Source organism: Streptomyces sp. NBC_01428 (assembly GCF_036231965.1).
In the GTDB taxonomy this organism is placed as follows: domain Bacteria; phylum Actinomycetota; class Actinomycetes; order Streptomycetales; family Streptomycetaceae; genus Streptomyces.
Genome location: NZ_CP109499.1, coordinates 753,428 through 772,618, shown reverse-complemented (window position 1 = coordinate 772,618; position 19,191 = coordinate 753,428). Strand labels below are relative to the sequence as shown.

Below are 19,191 nucleotides of genomic sequence, written 5' to 3'. Positions count from 1 at the left end.
GTACATGCCTGTCCGGCAAGAGTGCGGCACCTCCTGTCGGGCGCACTCCCGGGCGCGCCGGCGGGGCGGCGCTCGCCGCTATTCAACCGATTGGTTGACAAGGGAGCGCACGCGGTCGTACGGTTTATTCAACCGAGGGGTTGAATAGAGGAGGTGGGACGTGGTCGACGACCGGCTGTCCCGGGTGTTCTCCGCGCTGGCCGACCCGACGCGACGCGACATCGTCGCGAGGCTGGCCGGCGGCGACGCCACGGTGAACGAACTGGCCGAGCCGTACGACGTGACCGTCCAGGCCGTGTCCAAGCACATCAAGGTTCTGGAGGACGCCGGTCTCGTCAGTCGCACCAGGGACGCCCAGCGGCGGCCCTGCCACCTCGAAGGTGAGGTGTTCGACCTGATGACGAAGTGGATCGAGCGGTACCGCCGCGAGGCGGAGGACCGCTTCCGCCGACTCGACGCCGTACTCGAGCAGATGGAGGAACGGCCCGCGCAGGACAACACGCCCAAGGAGGAAGCATCATGAGCACCGCAGGGGCCAACCGCCGGCTCGAGACGCAGATCGAGGCCGACCCGGCGCTGCCGACCATCGTCATCACGCGGGAGTTCGACGCCTCGCCGGACCGGGTGTTCAGGGCGTACACGGACCCCGACCTCGTCATCCAGTGGCTCGGCCCGCGCCGGCTGAAGATGCGGATCGACGAGTACGACGCCCGCAGCGGCGGCGCGTACCGCTATGTGCACAGCGAGGACGACGGCACCGAGTACGGCTTCCGGGGCGTGTTCCACGAGGTGCGCCCGGACGAGCGCATCGTGCAGACCTTCGCCTACGACGGTCACCCGGACAGTGTCAGTCTGGAGAAGACCGTCTTCGAGGATCTCGGTGGCCGCACCCGGGTCACCGCGACATCGGTCCTGGAGTCCGTCGAGGCCCGCGACGCGATCGTCAAGAGCGGCATGCAGGACGGCGTCCGCCAGGGCTACGAGCGGCTCGACGAGTTGCTCGCGGACCCGGGAATCGGCGAGGCCGACGACACGACCGACTCCGGCGGGGAGCTTCGGACCGACGGAAAGGGACTGAATCCATGACGAGCGCAGCCGACGAACACCGCACCGTCGCGGGGGACTTCACGGAACGCGTGCGCGGGGTCGACCCGGAGGCATGGAACAATCCGGCGCCCTGTGAGGACTGGGTCGCCCGGGACGTGGTGCGCCACCTCGTCGAATGGTTCCCGGCCTTCCTGAAGTCCGGCGCCGGCGTCGAACTTCCCCACGGACCCTCGGTCGACGACGATCCGGTCGCCGCCTGGACCGTCCACTGCGACGGAGTGCAGGCGCTCCTCGACGATCCGGCCACGGCGGGCAAGGTCCTGTCGAACCCGCACATCGGCGACGTCCCTCTCGACCAGGCGGTCGACCGCTTCTACACCGCCGACGTCTTCATGCACACCTGGGACCTGGCGCGGGCCACCGGTCAGAAGGAGGCGCTCGATCCGGTCAGGTGTGCGCGGTTGCTCGACGGGATGCTGCCCCTCGACGACGTGCTCCGCAAGAGCGGTCAGTACGGACCGCGGGTCGAGGTCCCCGCGAGCGCCGACGTGCAGACACGTCTGCTCGCCTTCATCGGCCGCACCCCCTGAACGGCAGGGCCGGACCACGGAGTCGATCGGCACGATGTCCGGGACGAACGACCCGTCCCCGTCAGCGTCCCGGTCCCCGTCTCTCCGTCTCCCCCTCCGTCTGAAAGTGCCGTACGGGCCGTGGCGTGATGCCACGGCCCGTACGGTGCCTACGCCGTTGTGCGGCCGGTGGGGGGTCAGGCGGCCTTGTTCACCTTGGCGAGGGCCTTCGCCAGACCGTTGGCCCACAGCTGGTTCACGCGGGAGCGCTCGGTCGTGTTCGGGTAGCGGTTGGTGCAGGACGTGCCGGGGCCGCCGCCCGACATCAACTCACTGCACGGGCCGCTGTAGTGGTCCGGCAGGCCCAGGACGTGTCCCGTCTCGTGGGCGGTGACACGGATCGAGTCGTACTGCCGGTTCTGCGCGTAGTCCAGGAAGATGTAGCCGCTGCCGTGGCCGTTCGTCGAAGCGTACGAACCACGCGAGTCGTTGCCCTCGTAGTAGGTGAAGTCCGCGCCGCCCGTGGTCGACTGGAGCTTGACGTTGGACACGGAACTGTTCCAGATCGAGGCGGCACTCGATATCTGCGAGCGGAAGCTCGGCGCCTGCGAGGCGTTGTAGTAGACGGTCACCGACGCGAGCGACGGGTTGGCCGTCTGCCGCTTGGCGACCGACTTCAGCACGGCGTCGAAGAACGCCTTGTTGCCGGCGGCGCCTTCGGCTCCACCGACGTACCGGGCGTTCGCGGTGGCCGGGGCGACCGGGGCCGGCTGGGCACTCGCCGGGACCGCGGTGCCGAGCGCGGCGGACACCAGGCCGGTACCGAGGGCGAGGGCCACGAGTCTGCGGGACGTCTTCGAGGAAAGCATGGGGGGTGCTCCTACTCGTTCGTGTGGGGTGTGAACGATGGGTTCAGCAGGAGTGTCGGGCAGGCGAAGGGTCCGGCGGATGATGGCAACAGGGGATAGCACCGGGCTATCGGGGTCGACTCGTGAGCGTTCGTCGCGATTTGAACATCTGGTGCGCCGCCCCGTGCCGCCCTACCCTTCCGGCATGGATCTGGAGGTGCGGCACTTACGTGCCCTGTGCGCCATCGCCGACGCGGGCAGCCTGCACAAGGCTGCCCGCGAACTCGGCGTGGCACAGCCTTCGTTGAGCACCCAGTTGCGCCGCATCGAGCAGACCCTCGGCGGGCAGCTCTTCGTCCGCGCGGGCACGGGCTGCCGTCCTACACCGCTCGGCCACGCCGTACTGAGCCGGGCGCGGCCCCTTGTCGCGGAGTTCACGGCGATGGTCACGGAGACGAGAGCCGCGGTCGCCCGGGCCGCCGACGAACGCCGACTGCGGATCGGCGCCACGGCCAGCCGCGCCCTGCCCGGCTGGATCCGGCGACTGCGCACCCGGGTCCCGCGAACCGAACCCACCCTGCGGATGGACGTGTCGGCGAACTCCCTGCTGAACATGGTCGCCGGGGGCTGGCTCGAACTCGCCTTCGTTCACGAGGTGGAGGGCAGCCCCCTCTCCGTCCCGCCCGAACTCTGCCTGCGCGTTCTCGTCGAGCGTGAGCCGCAGTTCGTGACGCTCGCCCCCGAACACCCCGCGGCCCGGCGACACGAAGTGCCCCTCGCCGAACTCGCCGACGAGCAGTGGATGGTGGACTCGACCGTCGACGGCGAGTGGGACGGAGTGTGTCGCGTGCTGCGCGGGGCGGGACTCGACCCCGACATGCTGCACGGCGACTACCTGACCGCCTACTCGCTGGCCGCCACCGGCGAGGTCGTCACGGTCAGTCAGCCCACCGCTCGCCCTCGCTCCGACGTCGCCATCCGCCCGCTCCAGGGCGACCCGATCGGCGTACGGCTCCTGCTGGCGGCACGCACCGAGGCCGAACTCGACAACGGCTACAAGGAGTTGGAGGAGGCGTACTGGGAGGCGGCTTACCAGGCGCCGGCCTACCGGGACTGGCTGATCCGCAAGGAGGCGCGGGAGACGGCGCGAGCGTTGGGCGCGGGCGTCGGGGGAGCGGGTCAAGAGGGTCCGGGGCGGATGCTCGTCGCGGATGCGGGGCAGGGCGGGTGACTGCTGCCGCCGGTGAGGTGTGTCGGCGGCACTGATCACGTGGGAGGACCTGGTCGACGTGGGCGGCTGTCGGCGGCCTCGGCCGAGGTGCCTCGGGGAGGCCGCCGCGCGGCGGGGCGGTCCTGCGGGTGGTCGTCGTCAGCGGACGACGTCGAGGACGTTCATCTGCAGGCCGTTGGAGTACACGGCGTGCTCGACGAGCTTCAGCTTCTGGGTGTCCTTGTCGGTCGCCGGGAACAGCCGCTTGCCCGCGCCGAGCAGCAGCGGGAAGACGAGCAGGTGGTAGCGGTCGACGAGACCGGCGTCCGCGAGGCCGTGGTTCAGGGCGGCGCTGCCGTGCACGATGATCGGGCCGCCGTCGGTCTCCTTGAGGGCGGCGACCTCGTCGAGGTCCCGCAGGATGGTGGTCTCACCCCAGTTGGAGACCAGCGCGTCCTCGGTGAGACCGCTGGAGACCACGTACTTCGGCATGTCCTTGTAGCGGGCGAAATCCGGCATGTCCGGCCACACCGGGCTGAACGCCTCGTAGCTGGCCCGGCCCATCAGGATCGCGGCGGCCTCCTCCTGCTCCCGCCCCTTGATCTCGAAGGCCTCGGGGACGAACTCGACCTCTTTGAAGGTCCAGCCGGCGTTGCGATATCCGGCTTCGCCGCCGGGTGCCTCCATGACGCCGTCGAGCGAGACGAACGAGGAGCTGATCAGGGTGCGCATGCTGGTTCCTTAGGTGTCCGGTGTGCGGTCTTCGCTTGTTCGCCGCCGTCTCGACGCGATCGAGTCGACGGCCCCTCGATGAGGAGTCTTACGGGCCGCGCCGGCGACGGACCGGTACGACACCGTCGGCATTCGGACGCCTGAGGTTCCTCGATCACGGCGACGTCCAGCACTGCTCCAGGATCCATCCGACAAAAAATATTGTCAAGGAGGGAAAAGGTGTCGGTGCCGGGTGTGCCGGGGCGTGGCGGCCAGGGGGTGCTGCGAGCGGTGCCGAGCCTCGGGAAGCTGTGGGTGCCGGGCCGGGCCGGGCGGCGGCTGGGTGGAGGCCGGTGGGCGGGCTGTCGGGCGCGGTTCGGGGAGGTGAGGTGCTGGTGCCGGTAACCGTGTCGTCCGGTGCAGTTCGGGAGGTGGGGGAGTGGGCGGTTCCGGTCGGCGAACGGGCCCGGGTGGTCAGGTCACGGCCGACGTTCGTCCCGCCGGGGGTTCTCGTCCGCGCCTCGACGCGACTCCGTGGCGTTGAACCAGCCCGGTCTGACCTCGGTCAGCCGGCCCGCGAGGCCGTCGACCGCCGCCCGCAGGTCCTTCTCCGGCAGCCCTCGGGCCGCCTTCGCCTCGTGTCCGGACCCGCCGTCGCCCTCACCCTCGGTCGTGGGGTCGCTCACCGCGGGTTCCGCGGGGATGGTGCCGGGGCGGTGTCGGGTGCATCGCCGTGACGTCGGCTCACTCCGTCGTACGGGTCGTGGGGCGCCGTCCCGTCCCCTCGTCGCGTCAAGTGGTCGGCCCCACGCCGGAGGTGGGCGCGGCGGCCTCCAGGTCGGTGATCGTGCCCGACATGATCGTGCGCACGTGCTCGGTGATGTGTTCCGCCGGCCAGTCCCACCAGGCCACGTCGAGGAGACGGTCGATCTCCTCCTCGCTGTAGCGGGTGCGGATGAGACAGGCCGGGTTCCCGCCGACGACGCCGTAGTCGGGCACGTCCGCGGTGACGACGGCCCCGGAGGCGATGATCGCGCCGTTGCCGATCCGTACGCCGGGCATGACCGTCGTGCCGTGCCCGAACCAGACGTCGTGGCCGACGACGGTGTCACCCCGGTTCGGCAGGCCGGTGAGCAGGTCGAAGTGTTCGGCCCAGGAACCACCCATGGTGGGGAAGGGGAAGGTCGACGGCCCGTCCATACGGTGGTTGGCGCCGTTCATGATGAACCGCACCCCCGTGCCCAGCGCGCAGAACCTGCCGATGATCAGCTTCTCCGGCCCGTAGTGGTAGAGCACGTTGCGTGTCTCGAACGCGGTCGCGTCGTCCGGGTCGTCGTAGTACGAGTACTCCCCGACCTCGATCAGCGGCGACTTCACCAGCGGTTTGAGCAGTACCACACGCGGCTGGTCGGGCATCGGATGGAGAACCGTCGGGTCGGCGGGGACGGGCATGATGGGTGGTTCCTTCCGGGCACGAGTCGGTGTCTGCTCCGTGATCACGGTACTGGGCCGGCGACGACAGCCGAGTGCGCGTGCGCCAACAGGCCGCTGCCGACGGTCTCTTGCCGGCGGCTGTCCGCAACGGGCCTCGCCCGAACGGAGGGAGCCGCGCCGGCGAGGACGATGCCGTCGCCGGATCCTCAGGTGATGACGACGCCCCGCCCTGCCAGCGCGTCGCGCAGCTCCTCCGCGAGCGCAACCGTGCTGACCACGCGGGCGAGCCGGGGAAGCAGGTCCAGGTCGGCGGGCGACACCACGTCGAAGAGATCGTCCTCGCCGTCCCAGACGGGTGCGCACTCCTGGTACACCCGGAGCCCGCCGTCGACGACCAACTCGTCCACGGTGGCGAGGAGTTCGTCACCGATCTCCAAGGACTCGAAGTGGACGCGGGCCTCGGGGACCATCTGATGGGACAGGCCCTGCTCGTGGGCGTACGTCCAGGGGTCGTCACCCAGCCCGCGCGCACGCAGGAGGTCGGCGAGACGGAACCCGGGCGTCAGCGTCCCGTCCGTGTACATCAGCTTCTCGATGACGAGCAGCTTGAAGTTGAAGTCCTGGAAGTCGGCCATCCGATCACCGTAGGTCACGGGACCGGCCCTGCGTCCGGCGTGTGTCCCTTCCGTCGTCCCGCACGGGCGGCCACGGCTCGTCCGCGTCGCCCCCGCCGACGGTCGCCAGATCCGCCGCGAGGTTCCGCAGCCATCCGTCGATGTCGACCAGCGAGGGTCGTACGAGCGGTGGGGCGTTCGAGATCACCTCGCTCGGCAGGGGTGGCGTGCGCACGTGTACGCCGCCCGGCGGGAAGGTCGCGGCCCGTTCCAGGGCCGTGGTCAGCCGGGCGACCGACTCCCGTGCCCATCGGACGGCGTCGGGCGGTGCGGGGCCGTGGTCCAGCCGGGGCAGCCAGTGCGCCCCGGCCATCGCGTGGGAGCCGCAGTTGAGCGCCGCGAGCCAGTCGGGACCGCCACCGCCGGGGCCTCTGCCGCCCTCCGTCCGGTACTGCGCGTAGGCGCCCTCGGCGATCCGGAGCCGGTGCCGGGCCAGTCGCAGCGCCTCCTCGGTCGTGTCGCCCCGAGCGCGTGTCTCGTCGGGCGCGTCGACCAGATCGGCGATGGTGAGCGCGACCAGACGCGCGACGGCGCGCAGCAGTTCGGCGGCACTGCGCCGGAGCTCCGCGCGGGCCCCGGCGGGCCAGGCCAGCACGCCGCAGAGCAGCCCGATCGTGCATCCCGTCAGAACGTCGAGGAGCCGTACCTCCGCGAGCCGCCAGGTGGCCGGCGTGAGCTGGCTGAACGCGGCGGACACCACCAGGGTGAACAGGCCCTGCGCCCAGGCGGGTCCGGCGATCGGCCCCACGGCGAAGGCCACGAACGTGGCCGGTACGAGTACGACGGCGTACACGACGGTCGCGCCCCCCGCCCCGAACAGCAGGGCTCCGGCGGCCAGCGCGCCCAGCAGTGTGCCGATGGCCGCCGACCGGACCGTGGACCAGGTCGCTCCCGCGGTCGTGCGGCCCAGGGTCAGGACGGCGAGCAGAACCCAGAAGCCGTGCGAGAGGTCCAGTGTTCCGGCCACGAGGCGGGCGGCTCCGAGCCCCAGGGCCGTACGGACGGCGTTCTGGAAAAGCACCGAGCGCAGGGTGAGGTTGCCGGTCAGCCGTAAGGTCAGGAGGCGTGGCGTGGAGGGTCCCGCGTACCAGAACTGGTCGTGCGGCATCCCGGGTGAACTGCGGCGGCCCCCGATCGCGACGGTGACGGCGGTCTGCACGGTCAGCGCGGACGCGGCGACGGTCAGCACGTCGGTCCGGTGCCGCAGAAGCCGGGGTGACGCCTCGGCCCGGTCCTCGGAGGGCCGTCCACGGACGGCGACGAAGTCCGCGACCTCCTCTTCGAGCATCTCCTGGCCCGGAACGGCGCGGGTGCCGCGCAGGGCGCCGGCCGTCGCGGCACAGGCCGCGGCGACCTCACGCAGCAGGGTCGCGCAGTGCGGGTCGTCGCCCGGTTGCGGAGCGGGTTTCTCGAACATGCGGGCCAATTGGTCCAGAACCCGCCGCGTGGCGGATCCGGCGTGCGCCAGCCCTCGGGCGGTCCGCCCCGCTCCGGTCGGGCGGGAGGCCGGTGGCACCTGCGAGAAGCGCAGGGCCCGCCCTTCGTCGCGCAGGTGCCGCGCGCGTTCGCGATCGTCGCCGTGTCCCTGAGCGACGGAGAGGGCCGCCTCGGCGGCGAGATCGAGGGCGGAGGCGATCCGCGCACGGTAGGACGGCGAGGACGGCGCGGGCAGGAGCACCCGTTCGCACACGATCAGCAGCACGCCACCGGCGAGCAGACCGTAGAGCCGCTCCGGCAGCGTCTGAGGGGCGTAGGGCGGGAAGCACGCGAGCACGTAGAAGAGCAGCAGCCCCGGAACCACGCCCGCGGGTGCCGGGCCGTAGGCGGCGGCGAAGGAGACGGTGAATCCGAACAACAGCATCCCCGCCACGGCCGAGGCCGTGGTCACGGCCAGCGTGGTGCCGACGGCGGTCAGGGCCACGGCGACCGGCAGGACCAGCAGGACCGTACGCGCGCGCTGCCGGCCGCTGCCGGGGACGGGGGAGAGGACGCCGAGCGCGATCGGTGTGAAGAGGGCGTAGACCGCGACGACGGGCTGGTCCAGTGCGTAGAGCGCGGTGTAGAAGCCGGTGAGCGAGGCTGCCGTGACCCGCGCGGCCTGGCGTGCGGCCCGAACGCGGGCGGGGGAGAAGAACCCCTGCGGCATCGACGCTCCTTCCCGGCGCCTCCCCGGGTCCGTCCCCGCCGTAGGTCCATTGTCGGCCGGGAGACCGGCCGCGGCAGCGCGGCGCGGGCCGTTCACCGGCCACGCGACGCACCGACGCGCCCGTCCGCCCTGTCCCTCAGCCGATCAGAGCCTCGGTGATCTGACGCGTGGTCTGGGCGGCGACACGGGGGTCGGTGGCGGCATAGGAGGTGTACGCGTTCAGGGCGGTCGTCAGGGCCCAGCCACGGCCCCGGGTCCACGTCGCGTCGTCCACCCCGAGCGCCGAGCGGAAGACACCCCGGCTCGCCGCGGACATCGAGGTGAAGGCCACGGTCATGTCGCAGGCGGGGTCGCCGATGCCGAGTCCGCCGAAGTCGATGACCGCGCTGAGCCGGCCGTCGAGGGTCAGCAGGTTGCCGGTATGGAGGTCGCCGTGGAACCAGACCGGTGGGCGGTCCCATCCGGGGGCGCTCAGCGCGGCGTCCCACAGCGAGGTCAGGGCCATGCTGTCGAAGGTGCCGGCGACCTCGGCGATGGCGGCGCGGGTCGTGCGGTCGCGGTCGGCCAGCCCTCCGGCCGTGAGGTCGGGCCGGGTGCCCTCGCCGGGCATGCCGTCCGGTGCGCAGCTTTGCAGGGCGACGAGGAAGCCGGCCAGTTCGGCGGCGGCCGCGGTGGAGTCGGCCAGGGCCGCCACCGTCGCCACGTCACCGTCCAGTCAGCGGGACACCGCCCAGGCCCACGGGTAGCCGAGGTCCGGTTCCCCGACCGCGACCGGCACGGGGATCGCGAGCGGGAGATGCGGGGCGAGCCGTGGCAGCCACGCGAACTCCTTCCCGGCCTGACCGAGGGCACCGGCATGGCGGGGCAGCCGGACGGCCATCGACGCGCCGAGCCGGTGGATGACGTGGTCCGAACCGGCCGGGTCGACGCGCTCCAGGGGCAGTTCGGCCCACTGCGGGAACTGCGTGTCGATCAGCCGCCTGACGAGGGCGGCGTCGATCCGGGGGCGGCTGTCCTGGGTCTCCCTCGCGGGCAAGAGCGCTCCTGTGGTGGGCCCGCGTCGTACGGCAGGCGGTCGGAGCCATCACAGTGCGCGGCGGTCCCGCCTGTCCAACGCATTTGAGAGGGGCAGGAGTCGAGGCGACCGAGTCGATCACGCATGCCCCGACCTTCCATCGTGCAACCCCGGGGTTGCACCTGATGGGTTGTCGTGCAACCCTGGAGTTGCATCTGATCGTGACGACCAAGGAGCCCTTCATGAGCGAGGACCGGATCGAACGCGAGACCCTGATCGAGGCCCCCCTGGAGCGGGTCTGGTCGCTGGTGGCCCAGCCCGGGTTCTGGGTGGCCGACAAGGCGAGCCTGCCGGGCACCGTGGCCGAGGAGGGCGACTCGCTCGTGCTCAAGAACTCCGAGCACGGCGACTTCCCGGTGCGGGTGGAGAAGGTGGATGCCCCGACCTACCTCGCGTACCGCTGGACGAGTGCGTTCCCCGGAGAGGAACTGCGCGAGGACAACAGCACGCTCGTCGAGTTCACGCTGACCGAGGAGGGCGACCGGACCCGGCTGCGGGTGGTCGAGAGCGGCTTCGCGGCGCTGGCCGGCTCCGAGGAACTCCGCGGCCAGAACCTGAAGGACCACACCCAGGGCTGGCCCCTGGAGCTCGACGCGCTCAAGGAGCGCGCCGAACAGCCCTCGACGTGAGCGAAGCGCGTTCGGGGGGCGGCGGCGAAGCCGTCGACGGCGTCCTCGGTGCGCTGGCCGACCCGACACGGCGCCAACTCCTCGACCTGCTGGCCGAGATGGGCACGGGCACGGCCACGACCCTTGCCGAACGGCTCCCCGTCTCCCGGCAGGCGGTGGTCAAGCACCTCGTCGTGCTGGACACCGCGGGGCTGGTGTCCGGCAGTCGGGTGGGCCGCGAGGTGCGGTACACGCTCCGGCCCGCCGCGCTGGACGCGGCGTCCCGGTGGATGGCGGCACTCGCGGCGGACTGGGACCGACGGCTGGCGAACATCAAGCACGTCGCGGAGACGCCGGACACGGGGCCGCCGGACTCCCGGGGCGGCTGATCGGGGAGGGGATCGGGAGGGGCGCCGACGTCACGGAATCTGGGCGGGCGCCCGCCCCGACCCCGTGACGTCAGGACGTCGTACGAGCCGACACCGGTCCGTCGGGCGCCGCCGTGGCGTCCGACGTCATGCCGAGAGCGCGCCTGAAGCGCGCCTCGTCCGCGCTGCCCGGCGCGGCGGTCAGGATGACGATCTTGAGTTCGGACTCGCCGTCGGTCAGCACGTCGCAGTCCACCTCCACCGGTCCGACTCCGGGATGTTCGATGGTCTTGTGCTCCTCGCGGTGCGCGGCCACCGTGCCGCTCGCCCACAGGCGCGCGAAGGTCGGATTCCCGGCCACGAGGACCCGGATGAGCTCCGCCAGACGTACGTCGTGAGGGAAGCGGGCGGTGGCGCGGCGCAGGTCGGACACGATGGTGAGGTCCGAGGCGTCCTGGTTGTCCACGGACACCGGCCACCAGGCGATGCTCACGCGGTCGGAGCCGACGGGGAAACGCTCACGGGCGAAGTTGCGCAGTTCGGCGGGGGAGTCCGCCGGATCGCCGAGCAGGGCGGCCCAGCCCCGGTTCCACCAGATCATCTGCCAGTCCGCGGCGAAGACGGCCACCGCGACCTCGCCGAGGCGGTTCAGTACCCGGCGCACCCCCGCGGGGATGTCGTCGGGGATCGGGGCGTCGTTCGGAGCGGCCAGCCCCGCCATGCGGTGGAGGTGGTCCCGCTCGGTGGGACTGAGCTCCAGGGCGCGTGCCAGCGAAGCCACCACCTGCGCCGACGGGGCCGTCGCCCGCCCCTGTTCGAGCCGCACCACGTAGTCGACCGAGACACCCGCCCGCTCGGCGAGCTCCTCGCGGCGCAGACCGGCGGCACGGCGCGGCCGACCCGTCGACGAGGCCGGGGCCGACGGGGCCAGCCGTTCCCGCCAGGCACGGATCGTCGTGCCGAGGCCCACCTCGTCCTTCGTCACCATGCCCTCCATCCTGCCCCAGCCCCCTCCGGGGTGGTACTCGCACTCCTACGGTCGAAGGGTCCCTGGCGAAGGTCCCGCGCGATGGCGACCATCGATCCATGACCACCACGTTCATCACAGGAGCCAACAAGGGTCTCGGCCACGAGACCGCCCGCCGCCTCGTCGCCGTCGGCCACACCGTGATCTTGGGAGCCCGCGACCCGGAACGCGGCGCCGAGGCCGCAGCCGCGCTGGGGGCGCGGTTCGTCCGGATCGACGTCACGGACGACGCCTCCGTCGCCGAAGCGGCCGCCGACGTCGCCGCGAACGAGGGTGCGATCGACGTCCTGATCAACAACGCGGGCGTGTCCGGCCCGCACAGCGACCCCGCGGATCTGACCGGGGCGGACGCGCTCCGTGTCTTCGACGTCAACGTCTTCGGGGTGGTCCGGGTGACCGCGGCCTTCCTCCCGCTGCTGCGCCGCTCACCGGACCCCGTCATCGTCAACGTCAGCAGCGGAATGGGGTCGTTCGCCGCCACCCACGATCCGTCGCGGGTCGAGTCGTCGGTGATCCTCCCCCTCTACACCGCCTCGAAGGCAGCGGTCACGATGCTGACCACGCAGTACGCCAAGGCACTGAAGGACATCCGGGTCAACGCCGCCGACCCCGGTTACACCGCCACCGACCTCAACGCCCACAGCGGCCCCCAGACCGTTACGGAGGGCACCGACGCGATCGTCCGGCTGGCGACCGAGGGGCCCGGTGCGGGTACGGGACGGTTCGTCGACCGCTCCGGCCCGCTCGACTGGTGAACCGGCGCTCGTTCACCGTCTGATGTCAGCTGGGTCACGATGACCGGCGGGGACGTGGCCGACCGTGGCGCGTCTCGTTGGACCCGTCATGACGATGTGGCACCAGGACAGACCCGTCACGGTCTCGGTCCGGCCTGCGGGCGCGGACTGGCTGAACGGTGCGGAGGGCGACTGCCGGTGGTGCTGTGCCCTGGGCGCCCCCGAGCGGACCGAGCGCGTCACCTCCACCGCGCCCTCCTGCGCCGAGCCCGCCGCCGCTCCGGCCGTCGAGCCGGTGACCGACGGCCGGACCGAGCGGGCGGCGACCGTACCGACGAGCGGGGCGGCGCCCGCGCTGACGCACGTGTACGGATGGATCGAGCGCACCCGTGTCGTGATGGTGCCGGTGGCCATGATCACCGTGCTGGCCGCCCTGACCCTGGTGGCCATGGGCTGAGATCAGCGGTCCTGCCAGAGGCTGTCGTTCCGGTCCGCTCTGGAGCGCGACCCTCGCCCGCCGTGCCAGCGCCCCGGTGTCATCCGGTGCCATCGACGCCGTGCTCACGCCCTCGTTCCCTCGGTCACCCGCCCCTCGGCTACTGGCCCGCGCTCCCCCGCGGCTCCTTGGACTCGATCCGTCCCACCGGGTCGGACGCGGCCGCCAGGGTGTCGACCGCCGACTGCCATGCCGAGTCCCCGGGGCTGAGTTCGCTGCGGAGATACGCCGCGGTGAGACGCGCGACGGCGGTGACGCGCCCCGGGTTCTCGTCCGTGGTCTCGGCGACGTCGTATCCGGAGATTCCGCCGAGGCCGTGCTCCGCGTCGAACAAGACGAGCAGGGACTTGCGTCCGGGGGAGAGGACGTACGGGTCCGTGTGCCATTCCGGGCCCCGGACCGTCAGGTGGGCGGAACTGTCCTTGTCGCCGGCGACCACGAGTGCGGGCGTCCGCATGGTGGAGAAGTCGGTGGTCAGGAAGAACGAGTAGTTCTCGGCGGCGAACGTGCTGAGCGAGTCACCTCCGCGGCCGGGAGCGGCCAGCAGCACGCCCGCCTTGACGCGGGGCTCGGCGAGGTTCACCACGGTCCCGTCGTGCGGGTCGGTGAGGCGGGCGCCGAGCAGCAGGCTCGCCGTGTGTCCGCCCATGGAGTGCCCGGCCACGGCGACCTTGGTCCGGTCCATCCGGCCGCGGAGCATCGGTACGGCGTCCTCGATCGCGTCGAGCCGGTCGAGGACGTGTGTCATGTCCTCCGCCCGCGATCGCCAGTGCAGCGGTGCCCCGGGGAGACCCGGGTCGAGGTGCAGCGACCGGGAACTCAGGTGCGTCGGCTGGATGACCACGAAGCCCTGTGCCGCCCACTGGTCGGCGAGCGGCGCGTAGCCGTTCAGCGAGGAGAGGTTGTTCGACGGGCCCTGGCCGTGCGACAGGAGGATGACGGGCAGCCCGGTGCCGGTCAACGGTGCGGAGACGCGTAGCTGAAGGTCCACGGCGCGGCCGGGGGCGGGCAGCACCACCGGGCTGACCGAGAGGACGGGCCGGGGCGAGTCGCCGGTGCCGGCTGAGGCGGTGGGTTCAGTCATGATCCGTGGTCCTTTCGTGGCCGCTCCTGCCTGCCGCGCACTGATGCCGGTGGCCGGGGGCGATGGTGGGACGCGTCCGACCGCGGGTTCGTCGCGGCTCAAGTGGGACGCTGTTCCGTTTAATATACGGAACGATGTCCCGCTTGGTCAATCGCGCACCGGCCGACGTCCTGGCGGGGTGCCGGGGGTGCGCCGGCGAGGCATCGGGGGCGCACCGGGAAATCAGCTGTCCTCACACTTCCCACCCGTTGTCTGCTCTCTCCGTTGACACTCCCTGTTCGTCCTCCTAGGGTCGCGCCACCGTTTCGAACGCATGACGAAATCTCGAACGGTGCACTAACTGGCCTTCAGGGCCGGGAAGTTGGGCGCGCGCGTGTGGATCGAGAGCGTCGGAACGACGTGTCGTCCCGAAGCGAGCGCCCCTGTCGCCCGACCGGGCTTCCCTGCCCGGAGCGTGACGGCCCGTCACCTCTTTCTCAATGACGAGAAGAACAAGGAACGATGACCATGCGCAACCGAAGAACCGCCTTCGTCGCCATCGCCGGGGCCGCCTCGATCTCCCTCGCCCTGTCCGCCTGCGGAGGGTCTCGTGAGGTCAGTTCCGACAAGGGGGGCGTGGTGGGCGTCGCCATGCCGACCAAGGCGTCCGAGCGCTGGATCACGGACGGCAACAACGTCGTCAAGGACCTGCGGGACAAGGGCTACAAGACGACGCTGGTCTACGGCGACGACAAGCCCGACCAGCAGGTCTCACAGATCCAGAACCTGATCACACAGGGCGTCGACGCGTTGATCATCGCGGCGATCGACAACAAATCCCTCGGCAAGGTGCTCAAGCAGGCCGCCGCCGCGGGCATTCCGGTGATCTCCTACGACCGCCTCATCCTCGGGACCGCGGACGTCGACTACTACGCCTCCTTCGACAACGACCAGGTCGGCCGGATCCAGGCCCGGTACATCATCGACAAGCTCGGACTCGAGCGCGGCAAAGGCCCGTTCACCGTCGAGCTGTTCGCCGGCTCGAAGGACGACAACAACACCAAGTACTTCTTCAACGGTTCGATGGAACTCCTCGAGCCGTATCTGAAGAGCAGGCAACTGGTCGTCCGGTCCGGCCAGACCGGCCTCGACCAGGTCACCACCCTGCGCTGGGACGGCGCGACCGCGCGCAAGCGCATGGCCGGGATCCTCGCCAAGTCGTACGCGAGCGACACGGTCGACGCGATCCTGTCGCCGTACGACGGGATCTCCATCGGTGTGCTGACCGCCCTCAAGTCGGACGGCTACGGTTCCGGCGCCAAGCCGCTGCCGATCATCACCGGCCAGGACGCGGAACTGGCCTCGGTGAAGTCGATCATCGCGGGCGAGCAGTCACAGACCGTCTACAAGGATCTGGGTCAACTCGCCCTGGTCGCCGCGACCATGGCCGACGAGGTGCTCAACGGCAGGCAGCCGAACATCAACGACAAGGCGACCTACGACAACGGTGCGAAGGTCGTCCCGGCCTACCTCCTCCAGCCGACGAACGTCGACAGCACCAACTACAGAAGCGTCCTCGTCGCGAGCGGCTACTACACGGCCGCGGAACTCAAGTAGCGGCGCGCCGGCGTCGGAAGCACCTGGGTGACGCGGAGCCGGTCACCGGCTCAGCGCGATCTCGATCTGTGCGGCGAGGGCGGTGACCGCGGTCTCGCAGTCGCGGCTCGCTGCCCGGAAGGCGTCCACTCGGCGGTCGTGTTCGTCGTCGCCTCGCCCGAAGTGCCAGTCGTCACAGACCCGTTCTGCGGTGAGCAGGGCGTCCCGCGCACTGTCGGCGGCCCGCTGTACACCGATGTCCGCCGTGAACACCTTGGTCGTCGTCGACGTTGCCGCGAAGTCCTGCCACCGCTGGACCTTCTGCTGGTACACCCCGCTCCGCTCCTCCGCACCGGCGCCGGTGCGGAGGGCGTGGAACAGCTCCCAGGTGGTCGACTGCCACAGCGAGCAGCATCTGAGGAGCTGCATGTATATCTCGCGCTTGCTGTCCAGGTTCCACCGACGCTGGGCTGCTTCGAGCTGGTCCTGAGTCTGCCGACGCTGCGACCGGGCGGTCACCGAGCCGGCCCACACGGCGCCCGCGGCGCCGAACGCCGCGCCCAGCAGGCCCACGGCCGCGGTCAACAGTTCAGACGCCATGGACCCATTGTTGGTGCCGTGGCGCCCCGTGTCAGCAGGGTCTGTCCGGGTGGGCCGACCGGAGTCGAGGTATCCGGTGCGGGTGGGGCCCGAACTCCACGATGTCCCGTCAGGTCAGGCCGCACGGTGTGTGTCGCCCCTGGGCCGGGAGCGCCAGTCGACAGGAGAACGCACGGGTGGTCGGCGGGGGTCGTGCGCCACGGTCACGTCCTGGGCGGGCAGTCCACGACCGTATGCATCGGGCAGCCCGAGGCATGACCGCCGGAATCGCGGAGGTAAGGTGAGCCTACCCTTAGTATTCTTGATCGATCCGGACCCAGTCAGATGAGGAGCCCCACGCGTCATGGCGAAGATCCACCGGCTCGCGCCGCCGCAGCCCAGGATGTTCCGTGCCCACGTCCTGCGCACCGAACGGGTCTCCCCGTCCATGCACCGCGTGACGGTCGCCGGACCGGAGCTCGGGGACTTTCCCTGGCAGGGCTACGACCACTGGTTCCGTCTCTTCCTCCAGCTCCCGCATCAACGGGGCCTGCGGCTCCCGGAGTTCACCGGCACGCGCTGGTACCAGCCGTACCTGGCCATCCCCGAGGCCGAGCGGCCGCACTGTGCCAACTACACCGTGGCCGACTTCCGTCGGGAAGCGGCGGAGATGGACATCGACTTCGTCGTGCACCGCGGACCGGACGGTGAGGTCGAGGGCGGCGCGGCCATCTGGGCGTGCCGTGCCCGGGCCGGCGACTCCCTCGCCGTCCTCGACCAGGGCATCCTCTTCGACTGCCCGGCGAACGCGTCCGAGGTCGTGATCGTCGCTGACGAGACCGGCCTGCCCGCCACCGCCGGCATCCTGCGCTCACTGCCCCGTGACACCGTCGGCCGGCTCATCCAGGAGGTGCCCACCGCCGCCGACCGCCGCACCCTGGACGCTCCGCCCGGCATGAGCGTCACCTGGGTCGTGCCGGACGGCGACGGATCCGTCGCCGGTACCGCCGCACTCCGCGAACTCCGGCGGCTCACCGCCGCCGACCCGGCCGGGTACGCCTTCGTCGTCGGTGAGTCGACCCTGGCGCAGGAAGGACGCAGGCACCTCGTCAGCCTGGGCCTGCCCAAGGACCGCATCACCTTCTCCGGCTTCTGGCGGCACGCGGCATCCGTGGCGGCCTGAGCCTCCGCGCGTCCTACGGGGTGGGCGCCCCGTCCGCCCGCGGCGAGGCCCCCTCGCCCAGCGTCTGCCGCGCGATCGCCACGAACTCCCGGACATGACGCTCGCGCCGGTCCTTGGCGACCACGACGCACACGTCGACCGGCTCGGCGTCCGTCACGGGGAGGTGCGCGAGGTCGGACCGCGAATAGGAGCGCGCGACACTGCGGGGCACCAGCGCGATGCCGTGCCCGGCGGCGACGAGCTCGAACTTCTCCTCGACCGACGACGTACGGCGCTCCCGCGCGTCGAGGATCGACTCGCCCTCCAGGTCCGCCATGAGCAGCGACGATCGACGCGCCAGCGGATGGGTCACCGGCAGGCAGGCGTCCTTCCGCTCGGTGCCGACGGGGACGGCGTGCAGTCCCCGGTCGTCGAACGGCCGGCGCAGATACCCGACGTCGGCACGTCCGTCGCGCAGCGGCGCGGTCTGCTCCCACCACTTCACCTGGAGCAACTCGATCTCGACGTCGGGGTGCCCGGCGGAGAACGCCCGCACGGCCTCGGACACGTGCAGTCCGGCGGTGAACGCGACGACGAGCCGCTCCACCCCGCGGCCGATCTCGTGGACGCGCCGGACCGCCGAGTCCACGCTCGCGAGCAGCCCCGGCGCCTCCTGGCGCAGCTGCTCGCCCGCCGGCGTGAGCTGCACGCTGCGGGTCGTCCGGACGAACAGGGCGCAGCCCAGCTCCTGTTCCAGCGCGCGGATCTGCCGGCTGAGTACGGGCTGCGCGATGTAGAGCTCCTCGGCGGCCCGCCCGAAGTGCCGATGCTCGGCGACCGCGGCGAAGTACCGGAGCTTGCGCAGGTCGAGATCCATACCTCAACGGTATCAATGTCCGTCGAGAGGTATTGGACGCCCGCCCGGCCCGCGCGCAGGCTGGAGCCATGATCGTCATCACGACGCCCACGGGCGACATCGGCAGTCAGGCCCTCGGCACCCTCCTCCGCGACGCGAACGGGGAGGATCTGCGGGTCGTCGTGCGCGACCCCGGCAAGCTCTCCGCATCCGTCCGCGAACGGGTCGACGTCGTCGTCGGCTCGCACGGTGACCCGGCCGTGGTCGACCACGCCTTCACCGGAGCGGACGCCGTCCTCTGGATCGTCCCGCCCGACCCGCGGGCCAAGAGTCTCGAAGCCGCCTTCTCCGGATTCACCGAAGCCGCCGCGCGGGCCTTCACCGACCACGGAGTCGGCCACGTCGTCGGGGTCTCGGCCCTCGGCCGAGGCACCCCCGCAGCGGACCGGGCCGGACTCGTCACCGCATCCCTGGCCATGGACGACCTCGTCGCCGGAACCGGCGTGGCCTACCGGGCCCTGGCGAACCCGTCGTTCATGGACAACCTGCTGCGCCAGGTCGACGCCATCAGGGAGAAGGGGGTGTTCACCGACACCGTCGATCCCGGCCGCACGGCGCCGTCGGCCGCCACCCGGGACATCGCCGCCGTCGCCGCGGGACTGCTCCTAGACCGCTCCTGGACCGGGGTCGGCAGCGTACCGGTCCTGGGCCCCGAGGACCTGTCGGCGAACGACATGGCCCGGATCATGTCCGAGGTGCTCGGGCGGCCGGTGCGCTACGAGCGCCAGTCGCTCGACGAACTCGGCAGCACCCTCTCCGGCCACGGCCTAGGCGACGCGTTCGTCCACGGCATGGTGGACATGATGCGCGCCAAGGACGAGGGACTCGACGCCGGCGTCCCCCGCACTCCGGACACCGCGACCCCCACCACGTTCACGCAGTGGTGCGAGGAGGTCCTCAAGCCGGCCGTCCTCGCCTGAACACGGAC

The 19,191-nt window shown here is 71.3% G+C and carries 21 protein-coding genes and 1 pseudogene; 11 read left to right on the top strand and 11 right to left on the bottom strand.

Annotated features, from left to right (window positions below; translation table 11 throughout):
- The first annotated feature begins 160 nt into the window (after positions 1 to 160).
- Genes OG406_RS03345 through OG406_RS03335 form a run of 3 tightly spaced genes read left to right on the top strand, consistent with a single transcriptional unit; the run spans position 161 to position 1,637 of the window.
- Positions 161 to 523 carry an ArsR/SmtB family transcription factor gene (locus OG406_RS03345; RefSeq protein ID WP_164375382.1) on the top strand — a complete coding sequence of 121 codons (363 nt, stop codon included), beginning with the start codon at positions 161 to 163 and terminating at the stop codon, positions 521 to 523.
- On the top strand, positions 520 to 1,086 hold the full coding sequence (locus OG406_RS03340; protein ID WP_329183840.1) for an SRPBCC family protein: 567 nt from the start codon (positions 520 to 522) through the stop codon (positions 1,084 to 1,086). Before OG406_RS03345 ends, OG406_RS03340 begins: the two co-directional genes overlap by 4 nt.
- Positions 1,083 to 1,637, top strand: coding sequence for a TIGR03086 family metal-binding protein (locus tag OG406_RS03335; protein WP_239155862.1), 555 nt, complete (start codon positions 1,083 to 1,085; stop codon positions 1,635 to 1,637). The genes OG406_RS03340 and OG406_RS03335 overlap by 4 nt, the downstream gene beginning before the upstream one ends.
- A gap of 176 nt (positions 1,638 to 1,813) precedes the next feature.
- On the opposite strand, the gene snpA is transcribed toward OG406_RS03335, so the two are convergent.
- Entirely contained in the window at positions 1,814 to 2,485 is a 672-nt protein-coding gene (gene snpA / locus OG406_RS03330) for a snapalysin (RefSeq protein ID WP_164375383.1), read from the bottom strand.
- 184 nt (positions 2,486 to 2,669) lie between these two features.
- Here snpA and OG406_RS03325 point away from each other — a divergent pair, with 184 nt between their 5' ends.
- Entirely contained in the window at positions 2,670 to 3,695 is a 1,026-nt protein-coding gene (locus OG406_RS03325; protein ID WP_267049608.1) for a LysR family transcriptional regulator, read from the top strand.
- Positions 3,696 to 3,833: 138 nt separating this feature from the next.
- Here OG406_RS03325 and OG406_RS03320 read toward each other — a convergent pair whose 3' ends face one another.
- The 6 genes and pseudogenes from OG406_RS03320 to OG406_RS03295 all read right to left on the bottom strand — a co-directional run bounded on the left by OG406_RS03320 (position 3,834) and on the right by OG406_RS03295 (position 9,675).
- Positions 3,834 to 4,406: a dihydrofolate reductase family protein gene (locus tag OG406_RS03320; protein ID WP_329183835.1), complete on the bottom strand. Its 573-nt coding sequence runs from the start codon at positions 4,404 to 4,406 to the stop codon at positions 3,834 to 3,836.
- A gap of 458 nt (positions 4,407 to 4,864) precedes the next feature.
- The gene (locus OG406_RS03315; RefSeq protein ID WP_266618959.1) at positions 4,865 to 5,071 is read right to left on the bottom strand and encodes a hypothetical protein; all 207 of its coding nucleotides are present in this window, start codon (positions 5,069 to 5,071) and stop codon (positions 4,865 to 4,867) included.
- Between the two features lie 106 nt (positions 5,072 to 5,177).
- Complete coding sequence (locus OG406_RS03310) at positions 5,178 to 5,837, bottom strand: CatB-related O-acetyltransferase (protein ID WP_327407870.1); 660 nt, start codon at positions 5,835 to 5,837, stop codon at positions 5,178 to 5,180.
- 188 nt (positions 5,838 to 6,025) lie between these two features.
- On the bottom strand, positions 6,026 to 6,454 hold the full coding sequence (locus tag OG406_RS03305; protein WP_327407869.1) for a DUF6892 domain-containing protein: 429 nt from the start codon (positions 6,452 to 6,454) through the stop codon (positions 6,026 to 6,028).
- A gap of 4 nt (positions 6,455 to 6,458) precedes the next feature.
- Positions 6,459 to 8,639: an FUSC family protein gene (locus OG406_RS03300; protein WP_329183830.1), complete on the bottom strand. Its 2,181-nt coding sequence runs from the start codon at positions 8,637 to 8,639 to the stop codon at positions 6,459 to 6,461.
- A 136-nt stretch (positions 8,640 to 8,775) separates the two neighbouring features.
- Positions 8,776 to 9,675: pseudogene (locus OG406_RS03295) on the bottom strand (aminoglycoside phosphotransferase family protein).
- A gap of 221 nt (positions 9,676 to 9,896) precedes the next feature.
- On the opposite strand from OG406_RS03295, the gene OG406_RS03290 reads away from it, so the two are divergent.
- Positions 9,897 to 10,343: an SRPBCC domain-containing protein gene (locus OG406_RS03290; RefSeq protein ID WP_164375590.1), complete on the top strand. Its 447-nt coding sequence runs from the start codon at positions 9,897 to 9,899 to the stop codon at positions 10,341 to 10,343.
- Entirely contained in the window at positions 10,340 to 10,711 is a 372-nt protein-coding gene (locus tag OG406_RS03285; protein WP_329183828.1) for an ArsR/SmtB family transcription factor, read from the top strand. Before OG406_RS03290 ends, OG406_RS03285 begins: the two co-directional genes overlap by 4 nt.
- A gap of 70 nt (positions 10,712 to 10,781) precedes the next feature.
- Here the strand turns inward: OG406_RS03285 and OG406_RS03280 are convergent, their stop codons facing one another.
- Positions 10,782 to 11,687: a helix-turn-helix transcriptional regulator gene (locus tag OG406_RS03280; RefSeq protein WP_329183826.1), complete on the bottom strand. Its 906-nt coding sequence runs from the start codon at positions 11,685 to 11,687 to the stop codon at positions 10,782 to 10,784.
- A gap of 89 nt (positions 11,688 to 11,776) precedes the next feature.
- Between OG406_RS03280 and OG406_RS03275 the strand changes: the two genes are divergently transcribed.
- Together OG406_RS03275 and OG406_RS03270 are read left to right on the top strand one after the other, a co-directional pair.
- The gene (locus OG406_RS03275) at positions 11,777 to 12,472 is read left to right on the top strand and encodes an SDR family NAD(P)-dependent oxidoreductase (RefSeq protein WP_329183824.1); all 696 of its coding nucleotides are present in this window, start codon (positions 11,777 to 11,779) and stop codon (positions 12,470 to 12,472) included.
- Positions 12,473 to 12,560: 88 nt separating this feature from the next.
- Positions 12,561 to 12,908 (top strand): hypothetical protein, encoded by a 348-nt coding sequence (locus OG406_RS03270; protein WP_164375576.1) that lies wholly within the window; start codon positions 12,561 to 12,563, stop codon positions 12,906 to 12,908.
- Positions 12,909 to 13,047: 139 nt separating this feature from the next.
- Here OG406_RS03270 and OG406_RS03265 read toward each other — a convergent pair whose 3' ends face one another.
- Positions 13,048 to 14,031 (bottom strand): alpha/beta hydrolase family protein, encoded by a 984-nt coding sequence (locus tag OG406_RS03265; protein ID WP_329183822.1) that lies wholly within the window; start codon positions 14,029 to 14,031, stop codon positions 13,048 to 13,050.
- A 507-nt stretch (positions 14,032 to 14,538) separates the two neighbouring features.
- On the opposite strand from OG406_RS03265, the gene chvE reads away from it, so the two are divergent.
- Positions 14,539 to 15,627, top strand: a complete 1,089-nt coding sequence (gene chvE / locus OG406_RS03260) for a multiple monosaccharide ABC transporter substrate-binding protein (protein ID WP_329183821.1) — start codon at positions 14,539 to 14,541, stop codon at positions 15,625 to 15,627.
- 42 nt (positions 15,628 to 15,669) lie between these two features.
- Here the strand turns inward: chvE and OG406_RS03255 are convergent, their stop codons facing one another.
- Positions 15,670 to 16,206 carry a hypothetical protein gene (locus tag OG406_RS03255; RefSeq protein ID WP_329183819.1) on the bottom strand — a complete coding sequence of 179 codons (537 nt, stop codon included), beginning with the start codon at positions 16,204 to 16,206 and terminating at the stop codon, positions 15,670 to 15,672.
- A 343-nt stretch (positions 16,207 to 16,549) separates the two neighbouring features.
- Here OG406_RS03255 and OG406_RS03250 point away from each other — a divergent pair, with 343 nt between their 5' ends.
- A complete protein-coding gene (locus tag OG406_RS03250; protein WP_329183817.1) occupies positions 16,550 to 17,368 on the top strand; it encodes a siderophore-interacting protein in 819 nt (272 codons plus the stop codon).
- A gap of 13 nt (positions 17,369 to 17,381) precedes the next feature.
- Here the strand turns inward: OG406_RS03250 and OG406_RS03245 are convergent, their stop codons facing one another.
- Positions 17,382 to 18,224 (bottom strand): LysR family transcriptional regulator, encoded by an 843-nt coding sequence (locus tag OG406_RS03245; protein WP_329183816.1) that lies wholly within the window; start codon positions 18,222 to 18,224, stop codon positions 17,382 to 17,384.
- A gap of 68 nt (positions 18,225 to 18,292) precedes the next feature.
- Here OG406_RS03245 and OG406_RS03240 point away from each other — a divergent pair, with 68 nt between their 5' ends.
- On the top strand, positions 18,293 to 19,183 hold the full coding sequence (locus OG406_RS03240) for an NAD(P)H-binding protein (protein WP_329183815.1): 891 nt from the start codon (positions 18,293 to 18,295) through the stop codon (positions 19,181 to 19,183).
- Positions 19,184 to 19,191 lie beyond the last annotated feature (8 nt).

What these genes read in the sequence shown, in the direction of transcription:
- OG406_RS03340 (WP_329183840.1), top strand. Translation starts at nt 520, where the DNA reads ATGAGCACCGCAGGGGCCAACCGCCGGCTCGAGACGCAGATCGAGGCC.
- OG406_RS03335 (WP_239155862.1), top strand. Translation starts at nt 1,083, where the DNA reads ATGACGAGCGCAGCCGACGAACACCGCACCGTCGCGGGGGACTTCACG.
- snpA (WP_164375383.1), bottom strand. Translation starts at nt 2,485, where the DNA reads ATGCTTTCCTCGAAGACGTCCCGCAGACTCGTGGCCCTCGCCCTCGGT.
- OG406_RS03325 (WP_267049608.1), top strand. Translation starts at nt 2,670, where the DNA reads ATGGATCTGGAGGTGCGGCACTTACGTGCCCTGTGCGCCATCGCCGAC.
- OG406_RS03320 (WP_329183835.1), bottom strand. Translation starts at nt 4,406, where the DNA reads ATGCGCACCCTGATCAGCTCCTCGTTCGTCTCGCTCGACGGCGTCATG.
- OG406_RS03310 (WP_327407870.1), bottom strand. Translation starts at nt 5,837, where the DNA reads ATGCCCGTCCCCGCCGACCCGACGGTTCTCCATCCGATGCCCGACCAG.
- OG406_RS03305 (WP_327407869.1), bottom strand. Translation starts at nt 6,454, where the DNA reads ATGGCCGACTTCCAGGACTTCAACTTCAAGCTGCTCGTCATCGAGAAG.
- OG406_RS03300 (WP_329183830.1), bottom strand. Translation starts at nt 8,639, where the DNA reads ATGCCGCAGGGGTTCTTCTCCCCCGCCCGCGTTCGGGCCGCACGCCAG.
- OG406_RS03290 (WP_164375590.1), top strand. Translation starts at nt 9,897, where the DNA reads ATGAGCGAGGACCGGATCGAACGCGAGACCCTGATCGAGGCCCCCCTG.
- OG406_RS03280 (WP_329183826.1), bottom strand. Translation starts at nt 11,687, where the DNA reads ATGGAGGGCATGGTGACGAAGGACGAGGTGGGCCTCGGCACGACGATC.
- OG406_RS03275 (WP_329183824.1), top strand. Translation starts at nt 11,777, where the DNA reads ATGACCACCACGTTCATCACAGGAGCCAACAAGGGTCTCGGCCACGAG.
- OG406_RS03270 (WP_164375576.1), top strand. Translation starts at nt 12,561, where the DNA reads ATGACGATGTGGCACCAGGACAGACCCGTCACGGTCTCGGTCCGGCCT.
- OG406_RS03265 (WP_329183822.1), bottom strand. Translation starts at nt 14,031, where the DNA reads ATGACTGAACCCACCGCCTCAGCCGGCACCGGCGACTCGCCCCGGCCC.
- chvE (WP_329183821.1), top strand. Translation starts at nt 14,539, where the DNA reads ATGCGCAACCGAAGAACCGCCTTCGTCGCCATCGCCGGGGCCGCCTCG.
- OG406_RS03255 (WP_329183819.1), bottom strand. Translation starts at nt 16,206, where the DNA reads ATGGCGTCTGAACTGTTGACCGCGGCCGTGGGCCTGCTGGGCGCGGCG.
- OG406_RS03250 (WP_329183817.1), top strand. Translation starts at nt 16,550, where the DNA reads ATGGCGAAGATCCACCGGCTCGCGCCGCCGCAGCCCAGGATGTTCCGT.
- OG406_RS03245 (WP_329183816.1), bottom strand. Translation starts at nt 18,224, where the DNA reads ATGGATCTCGACCTGCGCAAGCTCCGGTACTTCGCCGCGGTCGCCGAG.
- OG406_RS03240 (WP_329183815.1), top strand. Translation starts at nt 18,293, where the DNA reads ATGATCGTCATCACGACGCCCACGGGCGACATCGGCAGTCAGGCCCTC.